Genomic DNA, 25,906 nt, shown 5'->3' on the forward strand with positions numbered 1-25,906 from the left:
GAAAGACGGATGTCCAAGCCGCGTCGTCGTAAGCAGAAAAAGCAGGTCAAGGCCGAGCTCAAGCTTAGGCAGTTTGCTGCTACCGAGCTTTCCGACCAGCTTGCCGCCCAACACTCCGCCGCCGACCTGCCGCGCTTTATGGTCGACACGGTCGCCGGTGCTTATGCCCCCTCCGATGCCGAGCTCATGATCGAAGGCTTTGGCGCTGCGGCCACACGCCCGGTCACGCTGCGCGCCAACACGCTCAAGGCGACTGCCGAAGACATCGCCGCCGCACTCGACGAGGCCGGCATCGCGCACCAAACCGTTACCTGGTATCCGGACGCCTTCATCCTGCCCGAGGCCCAGGTTTCCGACCTGTGGGACCTCGACATCTACCGCGACGGCAAGATCTACTTGCAGAGCCTGTCGTCCATGATGCCACCGTTGGTCCTGGGCGCTCAAGCCGGCGAGGACATCCTGGACATGTGCGCGGCCCCCGGTGGCAAGACGACGCAGATCGCCGCCCTCACCCAGGGCCAGGCACACCTCACGGCCTGCGAGATGAGCAATCCCCGCGCCGAGAAGCTCGAAGCCAACCTCCACCGCCAAGGCGCAAAAAACGTGCCCGTCATGCGCATCGACGCACGCGAGCTCGACGAGTTCTTCCGCTTTGACCGCATCCTGCTCGACGCTCCCTGCACCGGCACGGGCACCGTCATCAGCGGCAACGAGAAGAGTCTGCGCGGCCTCACCGAGCAGTTGCTCGGCAAGTGCGCCCGCTCGCAGCGAGCACTTCTGGACCGCGCCATGGGAGCCCTCAAACCGGGCGGCACGCTCGTCTATTCGACTTGTTCGATCTTGCCGCAGGAAAACGAGGACGCCCTGCAAGAGGCCCTCGACAAGCACATGGACTGCGAGCTTATCCCCCTCGACGGCACGCCGAGCGAAAGTGAAACGCGCCGTGCTCAGGAAGCTGGCGAAGAGCCGCGCGTCGAGTGCAACGCCCTCACCGAGGCCATCGCCGCCGGCCACGTCTCGTCCGTCGCCAACGGAATGCCCGGCACGCTGACCATTCCGCCCAGCCGCGACTTTGAGGGCTTCTACATCGCCCTGATCCGAAAACGCAGCTAGCGCACGGATTCAAAACTCAACAAACTATCTCTGTGCGCGCTTGTCCTGCTGGTCACGGTGCTGCTTAAGCGCCTCGCGTTCCTTGCGCTCGGCTCTTTTGCCCTTAATGGCCGTGACCACCAAGTAGATGATCGCGGCGGCAACGATTGCGCCCACACACAGGCCAATCGAGCCCAACATTGCTGTGAATTCCATACCGCGTCACCTCTCTTTTAAACGCGACATTCAAGATAGCACCTCAATACCCGCCACCACAGCTCCTTCACGTTCGCCGGTCCTTCGGTCTAACGGATGGCGCGGCGGGGAAAAATCAACTCGTCAAACGATTTAGCAAGTACAACGCTGTCGGCACCCTGCCAGCCACCATCGCATAGAATCGAGCCCCCATGGATACTCTCAACGATTTGAACGAGCGCGTCGACGCCTTTGTCGGCACCAGCTCCTTCGAGACGCCTGCCGCGACTAACGACCAAGCCCCCATCGATGTTCCCGCCGAGGTTCACGAGGACATCGTCGCCTCGGTCGACTTCTCCGAGGTTAAGCTTGCAGACGAATTTACTGAGCCCCAGGTGGCCGTAACTCCCAACGGCCTTTTGCCCATGGAGCCGCTGCCCATCGACGGGCGTCTGCGCAAGGCAGCCCTCCGTATGCCCGATGAGATCGAGGAGGCCAGCGGCTTTACGCTCTTTGGCCGCCGCATCAAATCGCTCATCTACACCACCGACGTGGCGGTCATCCGCAACTCCAATGCCGACGCCGTGTTTGCCGTCTACCCCTTCACGCCGCAGCCCGCCATTACGCAGGCGCTGTTGACCGTCGCCGAGTGCCCGGTCTTTGTAGGCGTGGGCGGCGGAACTACGACCGGCAAGCGCTCCGTACAGATGGCAGCCGTCTCCGAGATGCAGGGCGCGGCGGGCTGCGTGGTCAACTCCCCCGCTACCGCCGAGATGGTCGAGCACATCACCAACATCGCCGATATCCCCGTCATCGCCACGGTCGTTCGCTGCGACGATGATGCGCATGCCAAAGTGCGCGCCGGAGCCAAGATCCTCAACATCGCGGCCGGCAAGAACACGCCCCAGGTCCTGCGTGAACTGCGCGAGCACTATCCCAACTTGCCGCTCATCGCACCGGGCGGCAAGACGCCCGAGAGCATCCGTGAGACCATCGCCGCCGGCGCCAACGCCATCATCTGGACGCCGCCTTCGGCCCAGCAGCTGCAGACCGACATGATGCAGCGCTACCGCAAGATGAAAGAAGACGCCACGCCCGTCATCTCGCGCGACGATGTGCCCATTATCGACCAGGTCGCCGCCGCCGAGGTCAGCCAGGTCGAGAACATGAATCCCGACGTGCCGATTCCCGACGAAGTCATCGAACGCGTCGCTTCGATCCACGATCATATCGAGGAGCGTCGCGCCAACCGCGGACTCAAGCCCTCGCTGCACGGTTTCTTCTTCCGCGGAAAGAAACGCTAGCTGCAACAGCAAGGCCCGTCCCGCAAACAACGGGACGGGCCTTTTTCGCTTGAGCAATCATGCAGCGACGTGATGGGCCAAGTTAATCCACGCGCTTGTCGCCCATAAAGAAGAGCGCCACCGTACCAGGTCCGGTGTGCGAACCGATCAGAGCACCGATGCTATTGATTTCAATCTTGCCTTTGAGCTGCGGAACCTGTTCCTCAATCAGCGCCGCAACGGCCTCGGCATCCTCGCGGCACGCCGAATGGGACAAGATGCACTTACCCGAATAATCCACACCATCCTGCACGTGTGCCATCATGGTCTTGGCCATCTCGGATATCGCGCGTTTCTTGGTGCGGATCTTCTCACGTGGCGACAGCCCACCTTCGCAATCTACCGTCATAAGTGGGCAAATCTTAAGCGCCGTGCCGATGATCGCGCTCGCGGCCGAAATGCGACCGCCACGCAGGTAGCTCGACAGATCGGTCGAGAAGAACCAGTGGTGCAGGTTGAGTTTATGCTCCTCAATCCAAGCGGCCGTCTCATCGAGCGAAGCGCCGCTATCGCGAACGTCGGCGGCATATTCCAGCAATAGGCCAAAGCCCGAAGACGCCCCCAGTGAATCGATGACACGCACCTTGCCGCCCTCGGGATAGCGATCCGCGAGCATCTGTGCCGCAACGCAAGCCGAACCATACGTACCCGAAATACCCGACGACAACGTCAGGTGCAGCACGTCTTTACCCTCGGTAACAAACGGCTCCCAAAACTCCTCGTACTCACCCACGCTCACCTGAGACGTCTTGGGCATGGCGCCCGCGGCAATCAGGGCAAAAAACTTGTCCGGCGTAATCGACTGATACAGATCGTCCGTATAGACAACATCGTCGATCTCGTAATGAAAACACACGACAGGGATATTGCGCGACGCAAAGAACTCACGGGTTCGGTCGGCGGCGGATTCACAGGTCAGGACAAAATCACTCATATGAGGCTCCTTACTCATTGTTGCGCAAATTATCGCACAGTGAGCCTAAATGCGGTACATATGTCCACTATTTACCAATTCGAACCATTTGCATTGAATATCTTTATCATGAACACCCCCATCCCCGCTATGGGCCCATATGGGCAAAATCACCCCCTTCGTCTCCACCCAACCGACACATCAACCTCAACTAAATCGATTTACCAAACCGTTCAGCCGACAATTCAGCCGCCGGCGCAAAATCGAAACAAAAGCGGCGCATACTGATAAACGTTTGACGCTGTTTATCAGTTTTACCAGCCCCATCGGAAGGTGTTTCATGGTCGCATTCGATCGCAACCCGCAAGACTTTAAGTATCTGCGCCTGCTGTCGAGACAATTTCCTACCGAGCAATCCGCGTTTACCGAGATCATCAATCTCTCGGCCATTCTCAACCTGCCCAAAGGCACCGAGCATTTTATGAGCGACGTGCACGGCGAGTACGAAGCCTTTATGCACATCCTCAACAACTGCTCGGGTGTCGTGCGCGAACATGTCGACGAGATCTTTGGCGACACGCTCTCCTTTGACGAAAAGGGCGAGCTGTGCACGCTCATCTACTACCCGCGCGAGAAGATCGAGCTTGTCCGCAGCCGGCGCGAGGACTCCCCCACCTGGTACAAGACCATGCTCGACCAGCTCATCATGGTTGCCCGCTCGCTTTCGAGCCGCTATACGCGCTCCAAGGTGCGTAAGGCCATCCCGCGCGATTACGCCTACATCATCGACGAGCTGCTGCACACGCATCCGGACGAGAACAACTATCGTGTGCGTTATCACGAGCGCATCGTGGAGTCCATCCTAGAGACCGCCAGCGCCGACGACTTTATCGAGTCGCTCGCCTCGCTCATCAAGCGCCTGGCCGTCGACCACCTGCACCTGGTGGGCGATATCTTCGACCGTGGCGGCGGCGCTGCCAAGATTATGGACCGCCTGCTCACCTACCATTCGCTCGACATCCAGTGGGGCAACCACGACCTGCTGTGGATGGGCGCCGCTGCCGGCGAGCCCGCCTGCATCGCCACGGTGCTGCGCAACAACCTGCGCTACGACAACTACGAGATCCTCGAGGACGACTACGGTATCTCGCTGCGCGAGCTCGTCGCCTTCGCCGACGCCACCTATACCGCCGGTGAGTCCATCACCCCGCTGATCAAGGCCATCAACGTGCTGCTCTTTAAACTCGAGGGCCAGATTATCCAGCGCCACCCCGAGTTCGACATGACCGACCGCCTGCTGCTCGACAAGATCGACCACGACGCCGGCACGGTCACGCTTGCCGACGGCAGTGTATGGCCGCTCACGACCAACGATTTTCCCACCGTCGATCCGGCGGACCCCTACACGCTCACGCCCCAGGAGCAACACATCATCGACAAGCTTGTGTCCGAGTTTGTCACCGCCGATCATCTGCATCGCCATATCGATTTCCTCTACACCCACGGCTCGATGTACAAGGTCACCAACGGCAACCTGCTGTTCCATGGCTGCGTGCCGCTCAACGAAGACGGCACCTTTAGCAGTATGAACTGCCTGGGTACCTGGCACGCCGGCCGCGATTATCTCGATTTTTGCGACCGCATCGCCCGCCGCGCCTGGCGCGTGGGCGACCGCGACGCCCTCGACTGGATGTGGTACCTGTGGATCGGCTTTAACTCACCCGCCAGCGGACGCCTGGTGCGTACCTTTGAGCGCGCCTATATCGCCGATAAGAGCACCTGGGTCGAGCCGATGGACCCGTACTTTACGCTTACCAAGTCGCCCTCGGTCTGCGACGACGTCATGCGCGAGTTCGGCGTTGCCCCCATGGCATGTTCGCCGACCGGCCACATCATCAACGGCCACACACCCGTTAAAACCACCAAGGGCGAGCAGCCCATCCGCGCCGAGGGCAAGCTGCTGGTCATCGATGGCGGTTTCTGTCGCGCCTATCATCCCAAAACGGGTATCGCCGGCTACACGCTTATCTCGAGCTCACGCGGCTGCCGCCTCAAGTCGCACCGGGCCTTTACCACGGTTGCCGAGGCACTCACGCGCAACGTGGACATCGAGAGCGAGACCAACCGTTTTGACCAGGCCGACCGTCGCCGCATGGTGAGCGACACCGATACCGGTGCCAAGATCCGCAGCCAGATCCAGGACCTACGCCGACTGCTCGATGCATATAGAAACGGTGCTATCGAGGAGCGCGCCTAGCCCCGCCTGCGGGGATTAGCTAAACTTGCTGAGTTCGTCATCCCCGCGGCGCTCCGGCGCCACCCTAAGGCAGGTACCATGCAAAAGCTCCTTGCGCAGATCATGAAGTTTGGCGTCGTCGGCGTCGTCGCCACGGTCATCGACTTTGGCATCATGAATCTGCTCCACTACGGTCTGGGCCTTAACATCTTGATCGCCAACACTAGCGGCTTTATCGTCTCGCTCATCTTTAACTATGTCGCGAGCATGAAGTACGTGTTTGCGCACAAGGAGGGCATGAGTCGCCGCCGCGAGTTCATCATCTTTGTCGTGCTGTCCGTTATTGGCTTGGCCCTCAACGACGGCATCGTGCTGGCGCTCAACGCCGGTCTGGGACTCGAGGCCAATATCGCCAAGATTTGCGCCACCGCGCTTGTCATGGTCTACAACTTTGTGACCCGAAAAATCTTCCTGGAAGGCGACGAGACCAAATAGCCTGGCCTCCCCGTTGCACTACGGGGCCCACGGATGACGCACGTCGAGCGCTGCGTTGTTCGTGGGCCTTGCTCGTTTACGGTAAGATTTGCAACGTTTGCGGATTACCTCTTGAATATTTGGCGAGTTCGTATAGTTCTTGCCAAAGACCTTACGTTTCCCATGCAAAAGCCCTAAAGTATCTCGTTGCTCGATTCATCAACGCATTGGATGTGATTACGTGCGCAAGGCACTGGCACAACCTCATACTAAGCAGTTCCTCAAGTTCGCTGTCGTGGGTCTTATCTCCTTTGGTATCGACTGGGGCATGCTCATTGCGCTCGTCGAGCTGTTCCACCTCGACTTTTTGATGAGCACCACGATCTCGTTTACCACGTCCGTCGTGGTTAACTACTGGCTCAGCATGAAGTACGTGTTCGACCATCGCGAGGGCATGAGCCGCAAGCGCGAGTTTACGATCTTCACCATCCTGTCGGTGATTGGTCTGGGTCTCAACGACCTGTACATGTTTGTGGGCGTCACGTTTTTGAGCATCGGCTACCAGGCCATGAAGGCCATCGCCACGTTCCTGGTCACCTGGTATAACTACTTTAGCCGTCGCTTCTTCCTCGAGGGCGCGCAGTCGTAGTTTGCTCGACATTAGCTTGAAGGTATCACCGGTTGGAATTCTCGTTCCAACCGGTTTTTTGTTTGCCGAGAGACCCGGCGACCCAGTCCTCTACGCATGAAAAACGGGCGGCCCGGATGTTTGTCCGAACCGCCCGTTTGGCGCGTTATGTCGAGGTATCTAGCCCGTTACGTAATACCAGACTACGCTGTCGCCATTGGAAAGAACGTAACTGCTGCAAGCCATTTTGGGCGGTACGCCGTTGACGGAATACATCCAGCCGCTCGTGCTGCCGTGCTCCTTCTCAGCCAAGCCGCCGATAGCTGCGACATACGTGCCATACGGCGAACCATGCGCATTCACGGAAAGGCCCAGAGCGCACAGGGCATCGTAGACCGTAGCGCCCTCGTTAAAGGTGAACGTGCCGCCAGACGAGACAGGATTGCCCACGGCGCTCGAAGTTACCGAGACCGTCACTGTGACATAGCCATGCTGCTGCGAGCCGCCCTGATTGCCCGCAGAGGCGCTGCCGCCGTTGGATGCAGACCCACCGCCAGACACCGAGCCGCCGCCCGAAGAAGAGCCGTCAGAAGAACTCGATCCACCGGTGGATTCAGAGCCCTGTCCAGCAGATGCGTTGTTGGACGTCTTGCCGTCCTTGCTTTCGGACTTCTTCTCCTTCGAATCCTTTTTTGAGTCCTTCGACCCGTCCTTCGCATTGTCCGAAGATTTGGAGTCCTTGGGCGCAGCCTTGCCCGAAGCGGTAATCGAGCCGGAAACCGACGCATCCTTGGCAACGACGCTCTCCCCTGTCACAGCCTGAGCGATCCAATCGATGGACCATGCACCGCTGGAAGAAGGTTGGACAAAACCCAGCGACACAACGATCAAGACGATGCAGACGGCCGTCAGAGCGCCAAGCAGCGTCCTGCGCCGAGAGGCGGACGCCGCCGAGGCGGCGCCCTTTTTCTTTGCATCGTCGAGTTGAATGAACGACGAGTCGGGCTGCTTGGAGTCGGCGTCCTGAGGTTTATTGGACACAGTCCTCACCTACCGACGCTTGGTGAATACGAACACGCCGATGACGGCGAGACCGATCACGCCGGCCGCCACGCCAGCGATGGCGAGCGGATTGAAGCCAGACTGCTGCACAGGAGCCTCAGCGGACTTCTTATCAGACTTCTTGCTGTCCTTCTTGTCGGACTTGTCGGAATCCTTCTTGGAATCCTTGCCGTCCTTGGTTTTGGTCTCGGTCGTGGTCGACGACACAGGCTTCTGCCCAGGCGAAACAGCGCCGCCGCTCTGCTGGCCGTTTGTGCCGTTACCGGAGCCAGAACCAGCACCGGCATTACCCGAGCCGCCATTGGAGCCAGAGCCACCGCTACCGCCAGGGTTAACGGCATTCTTGATCCACTTGGCGTAGAGCGTCATATCGGCCGTCACGACGTCCTTGGCGAAGTCCCACTTCTCGCCTTCGGCAGTGTACCAGCCGAGGAACGTATATCCGTCGCGGGTAGGGGCGGCCGGCTCGGAAACCATCTTGTTCTTGGCAACATAGCGCGGTGCGACGTACGAACCGCCCTGTGCATCGAACGCAACTCTCCAGGACTCGGCACCCGCTAGCTTAAAGAGACGTCCCGAGTCATTGGCGTAGTACAGGTTGCCCTTCTCATCACAGATGATAGAAGCGGTGCAGTATTCACGATACTTTGCGTCGGGCGTGAATATCATTTGCGCCGCATCGTCGCCCAGTTTATAAGCGTAAACGCCACCGGGCAGAGCGTTGCAGGTGAAGTACACGTACGTGTCGTTACCTTGAACCGAGACGAGTGGGGTACTCTTGGACTCGCCCTTGTCTGCGCGGATGCTCTTTTTAACGCTCATAGTGCTCAGATCGATGACAGAGAGCGTTCCGTAACCCTCGATGTCCATGCCACAGACATACGCCAGGCCGTTGCTCACTGCCGGCGTAGAGGTGGAGATGGCAGCGAAGGCAACGGGCTTGCCCTCGAGGGTCAGCTTGTCCCCGCTGCGACGAATCTTGTAGAGCGTTCCGTTATCGCGGGAGACCGCGAGATACGTGCCGTCGCCGTTCTCGCCAACCTCGACGGCAATGATGCCGGAGCGAACGGGCGTGCCTACGCTTACGCTCGAGAGCTCTTTGCCGTTGGAGCCATCAATGAGGGCAACCTTACCGGACTCGTTACCGATGATGATGTCGTCACCGGAGGCCGCAGCGCCCGCCCAGTAGTAGCCCTCGTTCTCGTTGGTCTCGGACTTCTTTTTGTCTGTTGTCCAGTCCACTTTGCCGGAAGCCAGGTCAACGCACACGAGCGCACCTTCTGAACCGTCGACAACAGTGAAGCCTGCGTAGGCCTTGCCGCCGGAGATGGTCACGGACGTGAGAGCTTGGGTATCTTTGATCCCGAGCGAAGGGGTCTTGTATCGACAGGCTATCGAGTACTGCCCATCCTTCTTGTCCAGAACAAAAATGCCGAGCGAGCCGTCCTCAAAAGGAACAACCAGATAGCCGTCTTTATAGGCGGGACGGCAGAAGTAGCCAATGTTCGCGCCAATAGAGCAGCTCGCAAGCTCCTTCTTTCCGGTTTCAGAATCTATGAGCACAATGCGGTTGCCCTTAACCGCGCAAATATTACCGTCGATAATGAGCAAGTCCGAAACGCCTTTTGCATCGCCCTTGATATCCGCGGGCTCATCCCACGCAGATTCAGCCGCACCAGACGGAGTCGGCACTTCGGCAACCGAGCCATTGACTTTGCCGCCGGCAAACGCAGGCCAGGCAGAGTCGAAGTTAGACTTAGGCGCGTTGGGGTCGGTCGTGAGGGCATCGGGGTCAGGCAGCTTGTCGCCAGCCGTATAGACCCAGGCGATAGACTTCGCGTCCTTCAGCTGGACGCCGCCCGCGCCCAAATCGGAAGGCTTGCCATCGATAAAGAGCTTCCAGTAAGCCCCAGTCGTGGAGTCCCAAGCGAGCGTTCGCCCATCAAACGGCGATGTAATTGAGTTGAGGAACCAGCCCCATGCACCCGTACCATAATCCGCAGAGATGCCACTCTGCTTGAAGGCAAGTTCAGTCGCATCAGCCACGGTCGCGGTATCAACCATGGTGTAGTCAGCTGCAGGCGCCCACGTCTGAACATTACCGCCGCTGTCAACACCGATAATCTGCAGGGAAGCCTTTGTCTGCCCAGGCATAGTACCGTCAGAGCCGTAGACCCAGGAAACTTTGTCACCGGCCTTGAGCGTGTAGTTACCGGCGCCCACATTTGCGAGCTTGCCGTTGACAAAGAACTGCCAGTAATTCCAAGTGGAAGCGTCAACCTTTTCGGTCGAGAGCTTTACGTCCTCATCAAACGGAGAGGTGAGCGAGTTGAGGTACCAGCCGTAGGAGCCCGTCCCGGTGTCGGCGCCAATGCCAGCCTGCTTGAACACCTGCTCAGAGAGCTCAGCCGCGGTCGAGCCCTCCTTCACTTGGATAGTCGTGGGCTGAGCCCAGGTCTGCTGGCTACCGTCCTTAGCCTGGCCAACAACCTCGCAGCTCACGGAGAGCTGGTCGGTGGGCGCCGGGTCGCCGTACTTGGAGTAGCACCAGACGACCGAGTCGCCGGCCTCGAGCACGTAGCCGCCCGCACCAACCGATGCGGCCGTGCCGTTGATGAAGAGCTGCCAGTACGCTCCGGTCTGCGAATCATAGCCAAGCGTTCGGCCCGCGTCGACAGGCGAGGTGATGGAATTGAGGTACCAGCCCCAGGTTCCCATGCCGTAATCGGCGGTGAGGCCGTGCTTCTTGAAGAGCGCCTCAGAGAGGTCGGCGGCGGTAGACCCCGTTTTTAACGTGTACGGATCGGCGGCGGTCCAGGTCTGCTGGTTGCCATCGGCATCGATGCCGATAACCGAGCATGTTGCTGTAACCTCAGGAGCGACCTGACCACTCGTTCCAAGCACGGTCACTGTCGCAGAGACGTCCTGGTTGGCGAGCTTTGCGTACGTGGCATTATCCGGATAGCGCTTGGCGTAACGCGCGTACTTCTCACTGGAAAGGCGAGAAGTAATGGTGACCTTGGTGTTGTACTCAGGCTGCGTGACAAGAAGGTTCTCCGCAGAGACGACACCAGTGTCGCTCGACTTGAAGAGGCGCCACTGCTGGCCGCTCATGTCGTCGTAGCCCTCGAGCTCAACCGGGACGATGCCCGAGCCCGCAGCGTCGGTAGACGCCTTGTCGTAGCTCCACGCGAGCTTACCATCGGCGTCGAGATACGCCTTCTGGAAGGCATGCATATTTGCGGTCACGCCGGCGGCGTCCTGGCCGTCGAGGATGGCCTCGGCGTAGCCCGCCTTGGCGGCCTCCATGAGCTTAAGCTCATTGTCGAGGTCGGCCTGATCCTGCGGCGCAACCGTGAAGTCAAGCGTCTTTGTGGCAGTGACCTCAGCGTTGTTCTTATCCGTAACCGTGCAGGTGAGTTTCGTGGAGACGGCGCTCTTACCGGCCTCGGGACGGAAGACCGTGCCCTTATAGCCGTTGAAGGTCACGTCATCGGTGCTCGCGGAGTACTCGACCTTATAGTATTTTCCGTCGACGCCGAGCGTGCTCGTGCGCGGCATCTGGAGGTCATCGGTCAGGCCGTCCTTATTGGCAACCGCATCGGTACCGGAGTACTTGATGTTGTTGTAAATAAACGCCGCGTCGACCTTTTCCTGCAGTGCCTTCTTGTCGGCGGCGACCTTCTCGGGATCGCCCTTGACGGTCACCGTGAAGTCGTGCGCGCCCTTAACGTCAGACGGGCCACCGCTCACAAACGAAACGGTCGCGGTCAGCGTTACGGCGCGATCGCTCGAAACGCGCGTCACCTTGCCGGTGTAGTCGTCCCAGCCATAACCGGAAGGCCAAATGACATCGCCGTCGGAACTCTTCCATTCAACCTCGAACTTGCTCTTGGAGCCCGCGCGGTACGGAAGTGTGAGATTCGACGTGACGGACTCGGCCGAATCGCCCGAAGCGTAGCCTATGGCAATTTGCTCGGCAGCATCGTCGAGCATCTGCTGCACACGAGCCTCGTCCCAAGCAACCTGCACTGTCTTGCTGGGCTGATAGTATTCGGTTTCGTCGCCGCGTGACAGCTCAAACACGACGTCGGCGCTGCGCAGGCCGTCGATGTTGTAGCCGGTGTAATCGTTGGGATCGATGTAGAAGAACGTCACATCGCCGTTGGTCTTATCCTGGGCGTCGGAGATACCGACCGTGGCCTTGTCATCCTCTGCATTAAAGGCAACGCCGCCCTCAGAGATCTTGACGTCGATATCGGTAAATCCCAGATCGACAAGCTGCGCCTTCAGAACATCGTTGACGTTGCCGCCCTTGGCGCTGTAATCAACAGCGATCTGTTTGTTAGCATTGTTGAGCTTTTGGACTGCAGCCTCAAGCGAGCCTGCGGCGATAACCTTGTTGGTGGAGACGAGCTCGACCGTCGAGCTTCCGCTCGTGGCGACAGCCTTCAGATACTTGCCAGCAGCAGATGCCGAGACCGTCGCCTCGGCGCCCGACATATCGGACAGAAGCGTCCAGTCGGCCGCGGGAGCCTTCGCGTCGTCGGCCGCATACCAAGCAACAGTCGCCTGACCGGTGACGTCGATACCGTTAGTGGCCGAACCGTCGGCGCGCTTGGCCTGCGCCGTCGCCTTAACGCTATCGCCCGCGACGAGATGGGTCGAATCGCTATTGATCTGCGGCGCAGTGGTCACACGCAGCAGGTTATACTCCCCCGCCGCGGTAACACTGTCGGGCGAAACCCATTCAACCGTGTTGTCGAGAGCGCTTGCCGTAACTTTGATGCGCTTGCCGACAAGCGCATCCGTAATAGTCAGGCTGCCATCAGTCGTATCGACGCCGTCGGTGAGCTCGGTCCAATCGGTACCGTTCTCGCTCGCGTACCACGCCATGGTGAGGTCGGCATCATCGGGCACGTCCTTGGTCGAGCCCGACCAAGGACCCGGAACCTGCACGCTCGGTGTGATCTTTGAACCCACGCTCAGCGTAACGTTCTTATCGGCAAGCTCAATGCCCGCCAGCTTGTACTGGCCCTTAAGCGTCACGGGGCCAAGCGGAGCAACAGACTGCGTGCCGCCGGAGGAGCTCTTCTTCTGCGTGCTGAAAACGGTATTTTCGCTCGTCACCTTTACGCGCAGATACTTGCCGGCATAGGCGGCGTCAACGGTATAGGTGGCCTCGGTGGCACCGGGGATATCGGTGTAAGCGGAGTCGGAGCTCGAACTGCTATTTGCATACTGCCACTGGTAGGTCACATTATCGGTGCGGTCGATATAGCTGTACTTCGAGCCGTCCTTTTTGCGCACCTTGGTCTTGAGCTTATCGCCCACGTGCACGCCGTTGGTGGCAGGAGAGCCCTCAAACTGCACGTCGTAAAGCTCAACCTGACCCGCAACCGAGACAGGACCTGCCGCATAGTAGGGCTTCTCCTCGCCATAGCCGCCATTGGCCTTAGCCACTACGTAGTAGCCCTTAAGGGCGGCGGTCACCGTCAGGGTGTTACCGGTCTCACCCTCGATAGGCGTGTTGCACGAGCTCGCGTATTTCGCGGTGCCCTTATACCACTGCCACGTGACATGCGAATCGGTGGTAACGTCGGTGGAACCCGCCTTGGCGGTCGCCGTAATCGTGGAGCCCACCTCGACTTTGCCCGAAGTCGGGCTCATAGTCACGCTCGAGACATTAATTAAACCGGCGGCTGCAACGAGAGCGCCCGTCGAGTTGGTCGTGCTCGAAGAGCCGATCTTCGAAGACACCTTGCACTTGAGGTACTTGCCGCCCAAAGCATCGGTTAGCTCGAGGGTCTCACCCGTGGCACCCGCAATGTCGATATACTTGCCACTCTTGGTGCCAGAGCACTGCCACTGATAGTTGAGCTTGCTCGCGTCGATAAACGTCGAGGCGCCCTTCTCCTTGGCGCGAGCCTGGGCGGTATCGCCAACCGCGAACACGGAGTTGTTGGTCTTGGGATTGATGAGCGAAACCGCGTAGACGTCCACCGCACCGGCCTGTTTGACCTTGTTGGAGGTGGTCTTGCTCACCGTATTTACGCCAGCAGTAGCCTCGACTCTGATGTACTTGCCCTCGAGGTCACCGGTCACCGTGAGGGAAGCGCCCGTCTCGCCCTCGATCTTGGTAAAGCCCGAGTACTGCGAGGTAGATGCGGACCAGGTGTAGGTGACCTTGGCGTCGGAGCCCGCGGGGCTCGACCAATCCTTGTACGGCGTCGCCATCAGAGTATCGCCTATGCTCGGCGCGTCGCTACTCAGCTTGACGCTGTAAAGCTCCATTTGGCCGGCGCCCAGCACGGGGCCGGGGATGCTGTTAGGATTAATGCCCGAGCCGTACGAAACAGAGGGGCCGTAGTGGTCCTTGCCGTCTGCCGTCACCTTGCAGATGAAGTATTTGCCCTCCATCGCGTCAGTGATGGTGAGCGACTGCTCGTGGCCTACGACCTCGGTGTAATCGGCGGCGTCACTGCTGGCCTTGACCGTGCCGGCGAGCCAGGTATAGGTCCAGGCGCCGGGGTTAGCGACCGATTTGGTCTCGGTCGTAGGGTCGCCCCAGTAGTCCTCGGTCTCGACCTCATCGTACATATTGGCCCAGAGCGTATCACCCACATTGAGCGCGCCGGACTTCGTGGAATACGAGTTGTCTTTATCCTTGGCGTCCTGAATGAAGACCTTTGCCTCACCGGAAAGCGTTGTGGCGGATGCGGCGGCAACGGCGTTCTTCTGCTCCGAAGCAGCAGGCGCCGCCGCAGAGTTCTCGGACTCAGTTGCGTTGTCTGCGGCGGTGTCAGCACTATTCGCGGAACTCGCAGTTGCGCCCTGATCTGCGTCGGCGCCATCGTCAGCAGCGCTCGCCGGCGCACTGTTCGCGCCGGCATCGGCGGCAGTAGTGCCCTCGTCGGCCGTCGCGCCCTCGCCACCCGTCGTAGCCTGAGCCACGGCATCGGCAATGCCCTCAGCGCCCTCGGCCCAAAGTTGCGCCGGCGTGGTGCCAAAAGCCATGGCAAAAGCCAGGAACGCCACCAGACCGCGCTTGGCTACGCCACGGGCAATCGCTCCATGACGACGCCACGAGGCGCGCTGGCACTCGTCCTCAAACATATCCATTTGTCTCCTACTGTCTGCACTGGGAGCATTGCCCAGCGGCTGCCCCACATCATCGCGCATATTGCGCTTGAGTACCCCCATCGGGGTCCCCCTTCCCTCCAGAGCCCAACGCGTACCGGCGGCATGCGCCGCGCCCGCGTGCAAGATGGGAGGCGATCCGACTTAACCTTACCGACCCGGGCGCGTCGTCCGATCTGCGACGCGAACAACCCGGGCCAAGAGGAATTACGGTTACTGGTACAGCCGGGGACTTGCACCCCGATTCTCCCAAACGCGCAGGAAAACCGCGCATTCGTGCGTCTCCGCACCACCATCTAGGCCATCGATTATTACTGTCAGTATGGTATCACGCAAAAAGGCCCCGCACACAGGCGAAGCCCAAGGTAAAAGCTATGGTTTGCGATAGAAAAGGGTGAGGATGGAATGCCGAGCAAAAGGATCCGTCTTCCTCTGATCCCGCGAAATCGTTACCGCTTGCCGCCGTGACTGTTGCGCCAAATCTCGCGGCCCAGCATCAGCGCCAGCACCAGCGCGCTCAGGTAGCCCATAAAGCCAATGACCGGGATACCGAACACAACCGGCTCGATGCGCGCGTAGTACACCACCGACGAGCCGATAAACAGGCCGGCAATCACAATTGCCATCGACATGCGGTCGATAATTCCACCCAGCTGTCGCAGCGCCTTATCGCTGCTCATGATCTGCGTGTTTACCTTAAGCTGACCGCGCGTGAGCATACGCGACGCCAAGCCCAGATACTCGGCCGCCTCGAGCGAGCCTTTTGCCGCGCGATAGCTGCTCGCGGCAAGATCGCGCCCCATTTCGCGGACGCGCGCATAGGCGCTCTTCTCGTTTTTGATGTGCGCTTGGATGATCTGGATCATGTTGACGTTGGGCATGTACTCGGTCAGCAGACCCTCGAGCGTCACCATGCCGCGGGCGAACATCGTCACCACGCTCGGCAGCTCAACGTCGTTTTTGCGCGCCAGGTTTAGCAACGAGGTCAAAAACTCGCCGATATCCAGGTCCTTAAGATCGAGTCCTGCAAAGTCGGCTACGATAAAGTCCAAATCGGACAAAAAGGCCGAATGATCGAGCTCGGCCGAATCACCGCGCGTCACGGCAAAACGCATGAGCGAATCCTTGAGCTTGGGCACATCGCCCTCGGCCACGGCGAAAATCATATCCTTGACGATACCGCGGTCGTGGCTCGACATGCGCCCGACCATGCCCAGGTCAATAAAGTAGACGATGCCGTCCTTGAGGATGATGTTTCCCGCATGAGGGTCGGCATGGAAAAAGCCGTCATCGAGCACCTGCGTCGAATAGTCCTCGACAATCGCCGAGCCGATCTTTTCCAGGTCATAGCCCTCGGCCACCAGGCGCTCGGGATCGGCAATCGAGATGCCGTCAATGTAGTCCATGACCACGACGTGTTCGGTGCAAAGGTCCAAGTAGGATTTGGGACACGACACACCATGCACGCTCTTATGGAAGTCATAGAAATCGTTGAGGTTTTTGGCCTCAGCCAAAAAGTTGGTCTCCTCGCGAAACGAGGCCCACAGCTCCTCGACGACGGCGTGTAAGTCAACAAACTGGTCGGTGTTGACGAACTTGGAAACGATGCGCACCACCGAACGGATGATGTCGATGTCCTGTGCCATGACCTGTTGCGCGCCGGGGCGCTGTACCTTAACGGCCACGTCCTCGCCGGTCACCAGACGGGCGCGGTGCACCTGCGCGAGCGACGCACTTCCGAGCGGGTTGGGGTCGATTGCGTCGAACATCTGCCCCAGACGCTGGCCGTATTCCTCTTCCAGACAGCGAAGCACTACCTCATACGGCACCGGGTCTACGTCGGAGCGCAGGCGACGCAGCTCGTCGCAAAACCGCTGCGGCAAGATCTCGGACCGGTTGGCCAGAATCTGTCCCATCTTGACGAACATGGGACCGAGCTCTTCGAGCAGACGACGCAGGCGCACCGGCGTGAGGTTATCCCACACGCGGTACTTTTTGACCAGACGAACGATCTGCCCAATGCGTTCGCGGCGGCCTGCCGGCGTGAGCTGGTATTCCTCGTCCGGCGCCATCGCGTCGGGCTCTTCGGGAACCATATCGACAGCGCGCGGCTTCTTGCGAGCGCCCGAGACGGCGGCATCGACCTCATCGACAACCGCCGCCTCGTCACCCAAGGGATCTAGATTGTTGTAATCGGTAGTGGAATCTGCCATCTGCGCTGCTACTCGGCCTCTTCGGTGTCCTCTGCATCGTCGGGCTCAACGGACTCGACGGGCACCGAGGTCACGTTGTCCTCGACCGAATCGACAATGTCGCGCACATGGGCCAAAAAGGCCGTGCGCTCGGGGGCGGTCATAACGCGGACGCGAGCCAGGATGAGCTCGTCGAGCACACGCTGTGCCGCAGTTTCGCCCTGCATGCCCAGGCGCTCGGTGAGGTCGGAGATGGTGCCACCGGCCTGCTCGAACATATCGGACACACTGCGGGCGATATCGGGGGTGCCGGCATCCTTGCGGACCTGCTCGCCCTTGGTATTGAGGTCGTCGAGGACCTTCTTGCCGCCCTCGACGGCGACGGCAGCGGCGCCGAAGCCCACGTTGATAGCACCGTTAACAAGCTGATCGAGTTTCATAACCATGGTTGGCTCCAATCATGAACAACTACATTGGCCTTCTTGTACCCAAGATTGGGTGAACGACACAAAATCGTTTGTCGCCGGGATAGAAATCGAGCGGGGCAAAACCTTTGACGGCGTTTGCCCCGCTCACTCGTTGCAAGGTTGTCTTTACCTTACGTTATCGTTCATCGCGAAGGAGTTCTTCATGGCACAGCTCGTGGTGTAGAGCACCTTGCCCAACAGAGCATCGGTCTCCACGCGCACGAGCTCGGCAAAGGCCTCGTTGGCGCGGGCGAGCTCGGCAGGCACCTCGGCCTCGGGCAGTGCGGCTACGACAGCGTCAACGTCGTGAATCTGCTTGTGGCCCATGCCGCCGACCTTCTCCTGATAGTCCTCGACCGCGCGACCGCACTCGTGGAAGCGAACATCGGCCAAGGCACCGATCAGGCGATTTGCCCAATAGAAATTCTCGGACGTCACGCGAGCCTGCGTGTCGGCGTAGTACTCGGGCATGGTCTCGACATTGGCGTACAGCGGCACGAGCGCGTTAAACGAGTTAGAGCCAAACGCCATCCACTGCACGGCGCGATACGCCGGCTGCGCATAGGGGCGCAGCTGCAGCACGGCAAGCTGGCTGTTGCGGTTGATGCCGATGGGACGATAGGCGCCGCGCGTGGCGGGCGTGCCCTTGCTGCCGTAGCAGTCGTACTCCGTACCCTGGTAGTGGCTCGAAAGCACGTACTTGATATCCTCGATGGTCACCTTGCGCTCGGGCACGCGGCTCCAGGGGATATCGTCGCTCTCGGGCGTGTAGTCGGTGTCGGGGCCGTCCCACACATCGCTGGGGTTGAGGCAGCGCTGCATGTACCAGGCGCGCGGCGTGTTGTAAACGTGGTCGCTGTCACTGTGCGAGCCAAAGGCCTCGCGCGGGTTAAAGACCGCGGCGGGACCGTCGCCCTTAACACCCAGCGTAAGGTCCAGATGCCACTCGGCCATCCAGGAGCGCAGGTCGGCGGAGCACATGTGGTCGGCCTGGGCGCCCTCGGCATCGTCCAGGTCAAAGCTATCGATACCCAGCTGGTTGGGCATGGTCACATAGGCGTCGTCGGGCACGCGCTTGGCGATCCAGTGGTGGCCGCCGATGGTCTCGAGCCACCAGATCTCGTCAACGTCACTAAAGGCGATGCCGTTGTTCTCGTAAGTGCCGTAGCGCTCGAGCAGGTCGCCCAGGACACGCACGCCGTCGCGGGCGGACTTGGCATACGGCAGCACCAGGGTCACCATGTCCTCCTCGCCCAGACCGCCGGGCTGCGCTGGCACATAGCCGTCCTCGCCCTCGTTGCCCTTGGCGGGCACGTAGTCCACGAGCGGATCGGCGCCGCAGACGCGCTCGTTGGTGGTAAGCGTCTCGGTTGCGGACATGCCAACGTTGAGCTCGTTGAAACCGGCCTCGGCCCAAATGCCATGACCCGGGACAACGTCGGGGACGCTTGTGTAACGCATGGGATTGTCGGGCAGCTCAACGGTCAGGTGGCTCAGGACGCTCGTGTAGACGCGCGGCTGCTCGTCGGGATGCACCACGCGCATGCGCTTGGGCTCAAACACCCCGTTGGACGAGTCCTCGTTGCGGGCGACCAGCGTCGACCCGTCATAGCTCGCGTTCTTACCAACCAAAATCGTTGTGCACGGCATGTGCATCCTCCTTGAGCGAAGAAATCAAACGACAACAGTGTATCGCTTCGGCACGAAAAGGGCGAAACCGCGACCCCTCGGGACCCCCTCGGGACCCCTGCGTGCAAAAAATGCCAAATATGAGTACTGCCACCAATTTAGTAGTAGCAAATTTCCTTGTAACGAGTGCCAGAAATCCCCATTTGTCCAAAAGCAAGACAACGTTATTCCCCATAGGTTCCATAAAATGGGCTCCCTAGCGATAATTAATATCGCTAGGGAGCCCAAATCTCATAAAACATATGTAACTATCTTGGCAACAGTACTCATATTTGGCGTTTTTTGCACAGCGGGTATATAACTAGCCCCTCAAACAGCCCAAAACGCCTATTTCGATGCGCGCTCCGCCGCCTCGATCACGTGCTTGGCGAGAATCGCGGTGGTCACAGCCCCCACGCCGCCCGGCACGGGAGTAATTGCGCCAACAACCGGCTCCGCAGCATCAAAATCGACGTCGCCGACCAGCTTGCCGGCGGCCTCGTCCCAGTTGATGCCCACATCGACGATCGTCTGGCCCTCGCGGACCGCATCCGCGCCAATCGTGCGCGCACGTCCAACCGCGGCAACAACAATGTCGGCAGAACGACACTCGGCAGCCAAGTCGCGCGTATGCGTATGGCACGTCGTCACTGTGGCATTGCGAGCCGTAAGCATGGCGGCAACGGGACGACCAATCACCAGCGACCGACCGACGACCGCGACCTTGGCCCCATCCAACTCAACGCCGTAATGATCCAGCAACGCCAACACGGCCTCGGCCGTGCAGGGAGCAAAGCCCTCGCCACGACCCGAAAGCGTGGTAAGCAGCGAGGCCGGCGTCATGGAGTCAACATCCTTGGCGGGATCGAGTGCCGCGGCAACTGCATCCTCGTCAAGCCCAGCGGGCAACGGGCGAAACATCAGGCAACCGTGAACAGCGGGATCGGCATTGATGTCCTTAATAGCCGCCAGCAGCTCATCCTGCGAAACATCGACAGGAAGCAAAACGCGGCGAGCCTCGATGCCAACCTTCTCGCAGCGCTTGAGGGCGCCGCGCTCGTAGGATAGATCGTCCTCGCGCTCGCCCACACGAACGATGGCCAGTGTCGGAACAACGCCGCGCTCGCGCAGGGCGGCGCAACGAGCGGCAAGTTCCTCGGTCAAAGCACGGGCAACGGAAGCACCCTTGAGCAGCTCGGCCATGGCTATCCCCTCTTCCTGGCGGCGTCGGCGGCGCGGCGCGCCAGCGCATCGGCGCGCGGCAGCCACGTATCCAGCAGCTCATCGCACGCCGCCTCGAGCTCCTCGGCGCGCGCCCGGTCTTTCATAGACGTGGTATTGGCAAAGAGCGTCAAACTCGCGCCCTGCATGGCGGCGCGGCAGAACACGGCGCCGCAGGCCACATCGGACAACAGCTGGCGCGAACCCTTGTCGGCCATGTCCTCGAGCAGCGCCAGCGCGCGCCCGCAGGCATCCATGATCCGATACGGTGGCATGGCCGCCACGTGCAACGCGTCCTGAATCGCAGCCGGTCGAGCCGGGTCCTCGCGCGGAATACCGTATGCCGCAGACACCTGGCCGTACGCACGAACGTCCTCGGCGACCAGGTCCACAAGTTCCTGTGCCAACTCGTCTGCCTGGGCAAATGCGCGCGTCAGATCGTCTGCGCGATCAGCAAGCGCGGGATTGGTTGCCCCGTAGCGAGCGACCATCCCGCACAGCGAAGCTCCCAGCGCGCCCACAAAGGCGCTTGCGCTACCGCCGCCGGGAACAGGCTCGCGCGCGGCAAGCGCCTGGGCAAACTCGCGACAGGTTTTATCCATCATCTCTTGGCTCATACGTATGCACCTTCAAGTCATATAGATCGGTCGGGCGGCAACTGCCGACCAACCGCATCAAACACGTAATGATGCTAAGTCTAGCCCATAAGCACATGAGCGTCAGCACACCTGGCCATCGCGGATTTCTATGACGAACGATAGGCGTCGGCGCCGCAAACATGGGACACATGGCCCACCTTTCGAGACTCCCGAACGGCACAAACTGGGGCATATCTATAAGTAAGGAACCCGTTGGGGCACGGCCGCGCAACGGCCACAAGCGATGAACGGAGGCATAAGCCGCACAGTGCACAGAGACATCCGCCGCCAGCGCAATCAGTACCCCAACAGCATGCGGCGCCGTGATGTCATCGGCAGACAAGGAGGACGCCACCATGAAGAAAAAGACCCTATCGATCCTTTCCCTGTGCATCGCCCTCTTTGCCGCGTTTGCCCTTGTCGGCTGCGGCGGGAGCGCATCGGGCGTGGGCGGCAGTACCTCAAAGAGCGAAGGCAAGGAAAAGGCCCCCGTTGCCGAAAAGACTGACTTTATCTGGTTTAAGGTCGAGATGCCCGAGGGCGTTGGCGTAAGCGACTCCGCCGGCAAGAACGTCGACAGGGTCCAGCTCACCTTCCCCGAAGACGAGAACGGTTCGGCCGATCGCTTTATCCCCGTTTGGAAAAAAGCGCTGACGGCAGAGGAATCCCACGCCGACCAGGCAGAAAAGAAAGGTGATACGTTCCAGTGGAAGGATGGCGGGTCCGTCGAGTATAACGGCAGGACGTGGCTCGTCGGAACGTACGAGGACAACAGCGGCGTCTCAACCCTCCTCTTTACCGACGTTGAGCCGGGAAGTGTCTACGTCCTCATCTCGAACTTCGATCTGCATAAGAAAGAAGCCGAGGCGCTCCTCAACTCCATCGAGTTTCCCGATGACATGGCGAAGGCAGTTGCCGAGGCACGCGAAGTCGAGATTTCGAGCATCGAGATCAAGTAACGGGACACCCGCACGCGCCTACGCGCACCTGCTCACATGCGCCCCATTAAAGCAACGGGCACCCAACCCCGGGGAGAGCCGGCAGCACCGGCCCTCCCCTCTTTTGCGCCCGAGCATATTGCCACTTAACGGCGCAAATCCAGCCATCAGAATGGGACACATGGCCCACCCTTACGAGTCACTCGCGCGTACAGTAAAGGCAGGTAATCCATGGGCGGTTACAGATCGAGGAGGACACGACCATGAAAAAGAAGGCCTTTGCGATTCTCACCCTCTGCATCAGTCTCTTTGCCGCGGTTGCCCTGGTGGGTTGTGGCGGAAGCGGCGGCGCCACCGGCAGTGGCGGTGGCCGCGGCGCGGAAAAGCCAGCCGTGGATATGAGGACCGACTTCATTTGGTTTAAGGTCGAGGTCCCCGAGGGCGTCGAGATCACCGACGTCGCAGGCGACACGGCCGACAGGGCCCAGTTTAAGTTCACCGAGAGCGAGCACGCGAGCGACCGCTTCATCCCCGTCTTCGACCCTGACAAGAACGCCGATGAGCTGTTCGACTACGAGGCAAAGTGGAAGACCGACTTTGAGTGGACCGAGAATGATCCTGTCAAGTACAACGGCAAGTCCTGGCGTAACGCTTCCTACACGCACACTGGCGGCGTAACGACCGAGTACTTCACCGACGTTGACGGCGGCAGCGTGTATGTGCGCATCGACAATGTCGAAGAGCACAAGGACGCCGTCGAGACCATGATGAAGTCTCTGGAGTTTGCCGATGATATCGCCAAGGCAAAGACCGAGGCCATGGACGTCAAGCTCGAGGATATCGAGATTAAGCGCTAAGCGGCTCGCGAGCGCAACGGGAAACACGAGCGCAGTGCAAACAAGCAACGGTACCCCAGCGTTTCGTACTAAGGGAGGGCCGGTAAACCGACCCTCCTTTTCTTATGCCGGTAGCTGACGAACGCGAGGGATGTCGGACGGCAAAACCACCCCCAGCGCGGTAGCAGCACAAATAGACAAGCGTCCCAACGCGTCCGCCCGCCGATTTATAGCGCCGCGCAGACAATTAAGCCAACACGTTTAGACATCTGGGCAGTATAGTGAACAAAATGAGTGCATAACCGCACCCTGCGAACGGAGGAGTTATGACCGAACACCACGCCATCAGCCGTCGAGCATTCACGTTGGGCCTAGGACTCGCAGCATTGTCGCCATTTGTAAGCCTGCCCGAAACCGCGGGATTGGGCCTTCCTGTGCGCGCGGCATTTGCAGACGACGCTGCCACAGCGTCGGTCAGCCTCGACAATTTCGTCATTCGCCTTCGCCCCGCGGGCTATTTTCGCACCGCGAGCGTCAACGAAGATGGCAACGTCATCGGCAACGTCTGCCACCTGTTTAATGACGGCACGTCCAACAAGCTCATCCTCGAGCACGTGGCGACCGATACAGATAATACAAATTGGTATGCCATCCGCACCCTGCTCAATTTCGAAGAGCACAAGAAGACGGGCTACAGCATTTGGTCGGTCGATGGCGACTCGGACAAAGATGGAAAGGTCATCCACGTATGGAGTGGCGAGCATGACGGCAAGCCCAGCCGCTCTTTTGCGTTCGACCGCCAGCAAAACGGAACCTACATCATCCGAGACCGCACAAACGAGAAAAAAGACATTAATTACCTGGCCATAGAAAAGGACGGCAAAGACCAAGACAACAACAAGATCTGCCACAAGAGGAAGAGCATTCCGTGGGAGCTCGAGCCTGTCGGCTACAGCATGGACAAGACCAATGCCACAGTTAGCAGCATCGACTGGACCACGTATAGCAGCTACGTCGACGGACCATGTTGGATGAGCCACGTCGATGGCAGCAAGTACCTCGACGAGCTGAGCATCCCGGGAACTCACGATTCGGGCACCTGCAGCGTCGACAACGACACCGAGCCCCAAACCTCGCTTGCAAAGTGCCAGCAGGATTACATCCCCACGCAGTTGCTCGAAGGCATTCGCTATTTTGATATCCGACTTGGAAAGAACAACGATAAAGGCGACCCCGGCATCGACCATGGAATATGCTACTTGCTCAAAAAAGACGGGGGCTTTATACATCTCTCCGATGTCATCGGTTACTTCAAAACATTTTTGAACGAAAACCCGTCAGAAGCGCTCATCATGCTTGTGTCACGAGGCAACGACGAAGCTACCGACGAAAGCGTTACGACGGCTTTCGCCAATGTTATGGACAATAACTCCGATCTGTTCTATACGTCGAGCCATGTCCCCACACTGAACGAGGTGCGCGGAAAGATCGTCCTGCTGCGTCGATTTAGGCTCGCCGGCGACAGCGTAGACGGCCACACGTGGGGCCTCGACCTCACCGAATGGGACGACAAAATCAAGGCGCATTCCGGAAAGTCCATGTGCCTCGTGAAATACGAGCAAGGCTTTGAGGCTGCGGGCAATACGGGCGACAAAGAGCCCTATAGCACAGCGGTATATGCCCAAGACCATTACAACTGCACGGGGTCCAGTAAAATCGACTGGGTCGATATGGCCCTGAAGGCGGCGGCCGAGTTCAAGCGCGGCACCGTAGATATCACTGCCGCGGACGGGACAACGGTGCAGGCAACGGAGCGCTGCTGGTTTATCAACTACACGAGCTGCACGCAAAACAACCCTTTTACCGCGGCGCGAGTGGTCGACGAGCACCTGTACAAGAGCTCGTACATCAATCCCAGCGGCACCGGGGATACAAAGTCAGATTACCTCAAGCACATTGGCATCATCGCATCCGACTTTGTTGATGCGGCGCTGGCCCGGAGCATCTATCAGCGCAATTACGATACGGAGCACAAGCAGACGGCTTCGTACTATCTCCCGTACTATCTCCCGACCCGCATGCGCATGACGTACGGCGACTCGCTGAGCGATGCCTCGCTCCAGGATGGCAAGACCGTTGGCGAGGGTCATTTCCGCCTTGCCGACAGCAGCAAAGCGCTCAACGCGACAGCTTCGGGCGATGCGTTTGACATCAAATATGTGGATGTCGACGCCCTGGGCAACGAGACCGTTACGGGGCTGCAGGGCTCTGTGCCCATCGATATCGATCGACGCGCGCTGACGCCCCATTTTGAGGGACTCGAAGGCCTTAAGGCCGGCGAAGACGTGCGCGCCAAGATTGCGGCATCACTCGAGGGCAAGCTCGAAACCGATGCCTGCACGGCCCAGCTCGAGTTTACGCACGACGCGAACGGCGCTCCGGGCACGGCAATGGCCGAGGGCGAAACATTTGCCGCAGGGACGTACTGGGTGCGCGCGAAAGGCCTTTTGGGCGACGCGGAACAAAACTACATACTCGCCAGCGATGGAGCCGTAAGCTTTACCGTAGCGGCCTCGGGCAGTGCAGGCGGCACGGACGGTGGCACGGGTTCCAACGCAGGCAGCGCCGACAAGAACGGCAAGGGCAACAAGAGCAAGGGCTCGGGCGGAAAACTCGCCGGCACGGGCGACGGCTCTGGCATCGCCGCCGGGCTCGCCGCTGCCGCCGTGGCGACGACAGTCGCCGGCGCAGCAATGCTTGCCAGTGACCGCGAAAACGCTGGGGACGACAACGAATAGGCAAGCCCGCCTTTTAGACACATCGACTCAATCGGGGGCGCAGGACACCGTTCTGTGCCCCCGAT

17 protein-coding genes are annotated in these 25,906 nt (G+C 59.7%); 8 read left to right on the plus strand and 9 right to left on the minus strand.

Translation table 11 applies throughout. The annotated features are described in order from the left end of the window. Nucleotides 1–9 precede the first annotated feature (9 nt). Complete coding sequence (locus OGM60_06640; protein UYI98569.1) at nt 10–1,113, plus strand: RsmB/NOP family class I SAM-dependent RNA methyltransferase; 1,104 nt, start codon at nt 10–12, stop codon at nt 1,111–1,113. 24 nt (nt 1,114–1,137) lie between these two features. Here the strand turns inward: OGM60_06640 and OGM60_06645 are convergent, their stop codons facing one another. Then, entirely contained in the window at nt 1,138–1,308 is a 171-nt protein-coding gene (locus OGM60_06645; protein UYI98570.1) for a hypothetical protein, read from the minus strand. 191 nt (nt 1,309–1,499) lie between these two features. Here OGM60_06645 and OGM60_06650 point away from each other — a divergent pair, with 191 nt between their 5' ends. Then, nucleotides 1,500–2,591, plus strand: coding sequence for a hypothetical protein (locus OGM60_06650; GenBank protein UYI98571.1), 1,092 nt, complete (start codon nt 1,500–1,502; stop codon nt 2,589–2,591). An 82-nt stretch (nt 2,592–2,673) separates the two neighbouring features. Here the strand turns inward: OGM60_06650 and OGM60_06655 are convergent, their stop codons facing one another. Continuing rightward, on the minus strand, nt 2,674–3,564 hold the full coding sequence (locus OGM60_06655) for a DegV family protein (protein ID UYI98572.1): 891 nt from the start codon (nt 3,562–3,564) through the stop codon (nt 2,674–2,676). 319 nt (nt 3,565–3,883) lie between these two features. Between OGM60_06655 and OGM60_06660 the strand changes: the two genes are divergently transcribed. The 3 genes from OGM60_06660 (at nt 3,884) to OGM60_06670 (ending at nt 6,902) form a co-directional block, all read left to right on the plus strand. Beyond that, complete coding sequence (locus tag OGM60_06660; GenBank protein ID UYI98573.1) at nt 3,884–5,800, plus strand: fructose-1,6-bisphosphatase; 1,917 nt, start codon at nt 3,884–3,886, stop codon at nt 5,798–5,800. A gap of 78 nt (nt 5,801–5,878) precedes the next feature. Further along, the gene (locus tag OGM60_06665; GenBank protein UYI98574.1) at nt 5,879–6,274 is read left to right on the plus strand and encodes a GtrA family protein; all 396 of its coding nucleotides are present in this window, start codon (nt 5,879–5,881) and stop codon (nt 6,272–6,274) included. A gap of 220 nt (nt 6,275–6,494) precedes the next feature. Beyond that, entirely contained in the window at nt 6,495–6,902 is a 408-nt protein-coding gene (locus tag OGM60_06670) for a GtrA family protein (protein UYI98575.1), read from the plus strand. 159 nt (nt 6,903–7,061) lie between these two features. Here OGM60_06670 and OGM60_06675 read toward each other — a convergent pair whose 3' ends face one another. The 7 genes from OGM60_06675 to OGM60_06705 all read right to left on the minus strand — a co-directional run bounded on the left by OGM60_06675 (nt 7,062) and on the right by OGM60_06705 (nt 21,248). Continuing rightward, nucleotides 7,062–7,922, minus strand: a complete 861-nt coding sequence (locus OGM60_06675; protein UYI98576.1) for a DUF4430 domain-containing protein — start codon at nt 7,920–7,922, stop codon at nt 7,062–7,064. A gap of 9 nt (nt 7,923–7,931) precedes the next feature. Continuing rightward, nucleotides 7,932–15,065, minus strand: coding sequence for a DUF4430 domain-containing protein (locus OGM60_06680; GenBank protein UYI98577.1), 7,134 nt, complete (start codon nt 15,063–15,065; stop codon nt 7,932–7,934). Between the two features lie 467 nt (nt 15,066–15,532). Then, the gene (locus OGM60_06685; protein UYI98578.1) at nt 15,533–17,296 is read right to left on the minus strand and encodes an AarF/UbiB family protein; all 1,764 of its coding nucleotides are present in this window, start codon (nt 17,294–17,296) and stop codon (nt 15,533–15,535) included. Between the two features lie 8 nt (nt 17,297–17,304). Then, nucleotides 17,305–17,721, minus strand: coding sequence for a hypothetical protein (locus tag OGM60_06690; GenBank protein UYI98579.1), 417 nt, complete (start codon nt 17,719–17,721; stop codon nt 17,305–17,307). Between the two features lie 147 nt (nt 17,722–17,868). Next, a complete protein-coding gene (locus OGM60_06695) occupies nt 17,869–19,392 on the minus strand; it encodes a C69 family dipeptidase (GenBank protein UYI98580.1) in 1,524 nt (507 codons plus the stop codon). A 366-nt stretch (nt 19,393–19,758) separates the two neighbouring features. Next, on the minus strand, nt 19,759–20,613 hold the full coding sequence (locus tag OGM60_06700; GenBank protein UYI98581.1) for a bifunctional 5,10-methylenetetrahydrofolate dehydrogenase/5,10-methenyltetrahydrofolate cyclohydrolase: 855 nt from the start codon (nt 20,611–20,613) through the stop codon (nt 19,759–19,761). 2 nt (nt 20,614–20,615) lie between these two features. Further along, nucleotides 20,616–21,248, minus strand: coding sequence for a cyclodeaminase/cyclohydrolase family protein (locus OGM60_06705; protein ID UYI98582.1), 633 nt, complete (start codon nt 21,246–21,248; stop codon nt 20,616–20,618). Between the two features lie 377 nt (nt 21,249–21,625). Between OGM60_06705 and OGM60_06710 the strand changes: the two genes are divergently transcribed. The 3 genes from OGM60_06710 (at nt 21,626) to OGM60_06720 (ending at nt 25,841) form a co-directional block, all read left to right on the plus strand. Continuing rightward, nucleotides 21,626–22,228 (plus strand): hypothetical protein, encoded by a 603-nt coding sequence (locus tag OGM60_06710; protein ID UYI98583.1) that lies wholly within the window; start codon nt 21,626–21,628, stop codon nt 22,226–22,228. A 242-nt stretch (nt 22,229–22,470) separates the two neighbouring features. Continuing rightward, on the plus strand, nt 22,471–23,064 hold the full coding sequence (locus OGM60_06715; GenBank protein UYI98584.1) for a hypothetical protein: 594 nt from the start codon (nt 22,471–22,473) through the stop codon (nt 23,062–23,064). A 305-nt stretch (nt 23,065–23,369) separates the two neighbouring features. Then, the gene (locus tag OGM60_06720; GenBank protein UYI98585.1) at nt 23,370–25,841 is read left to right on the plus strand and encodes a phosphatidylinositol-specific phospholipase C; all 2,472 of its coding nucleotides are present in this window, start codon (nt 23,370–23,372) and stop codon (nt 25,839–25,841) included. Nucleotides 25,842–25,906 lie beyond the last annotated feature (65 nt).

The organism is Coriobacteriaceae bacterium (assembly GCA_025757745.1).
Lineage (GTDB): Bacteria > Actinomycetota > Coriobacteriia > Coriobacteriales > Coriobacteriaceae > Collinsella.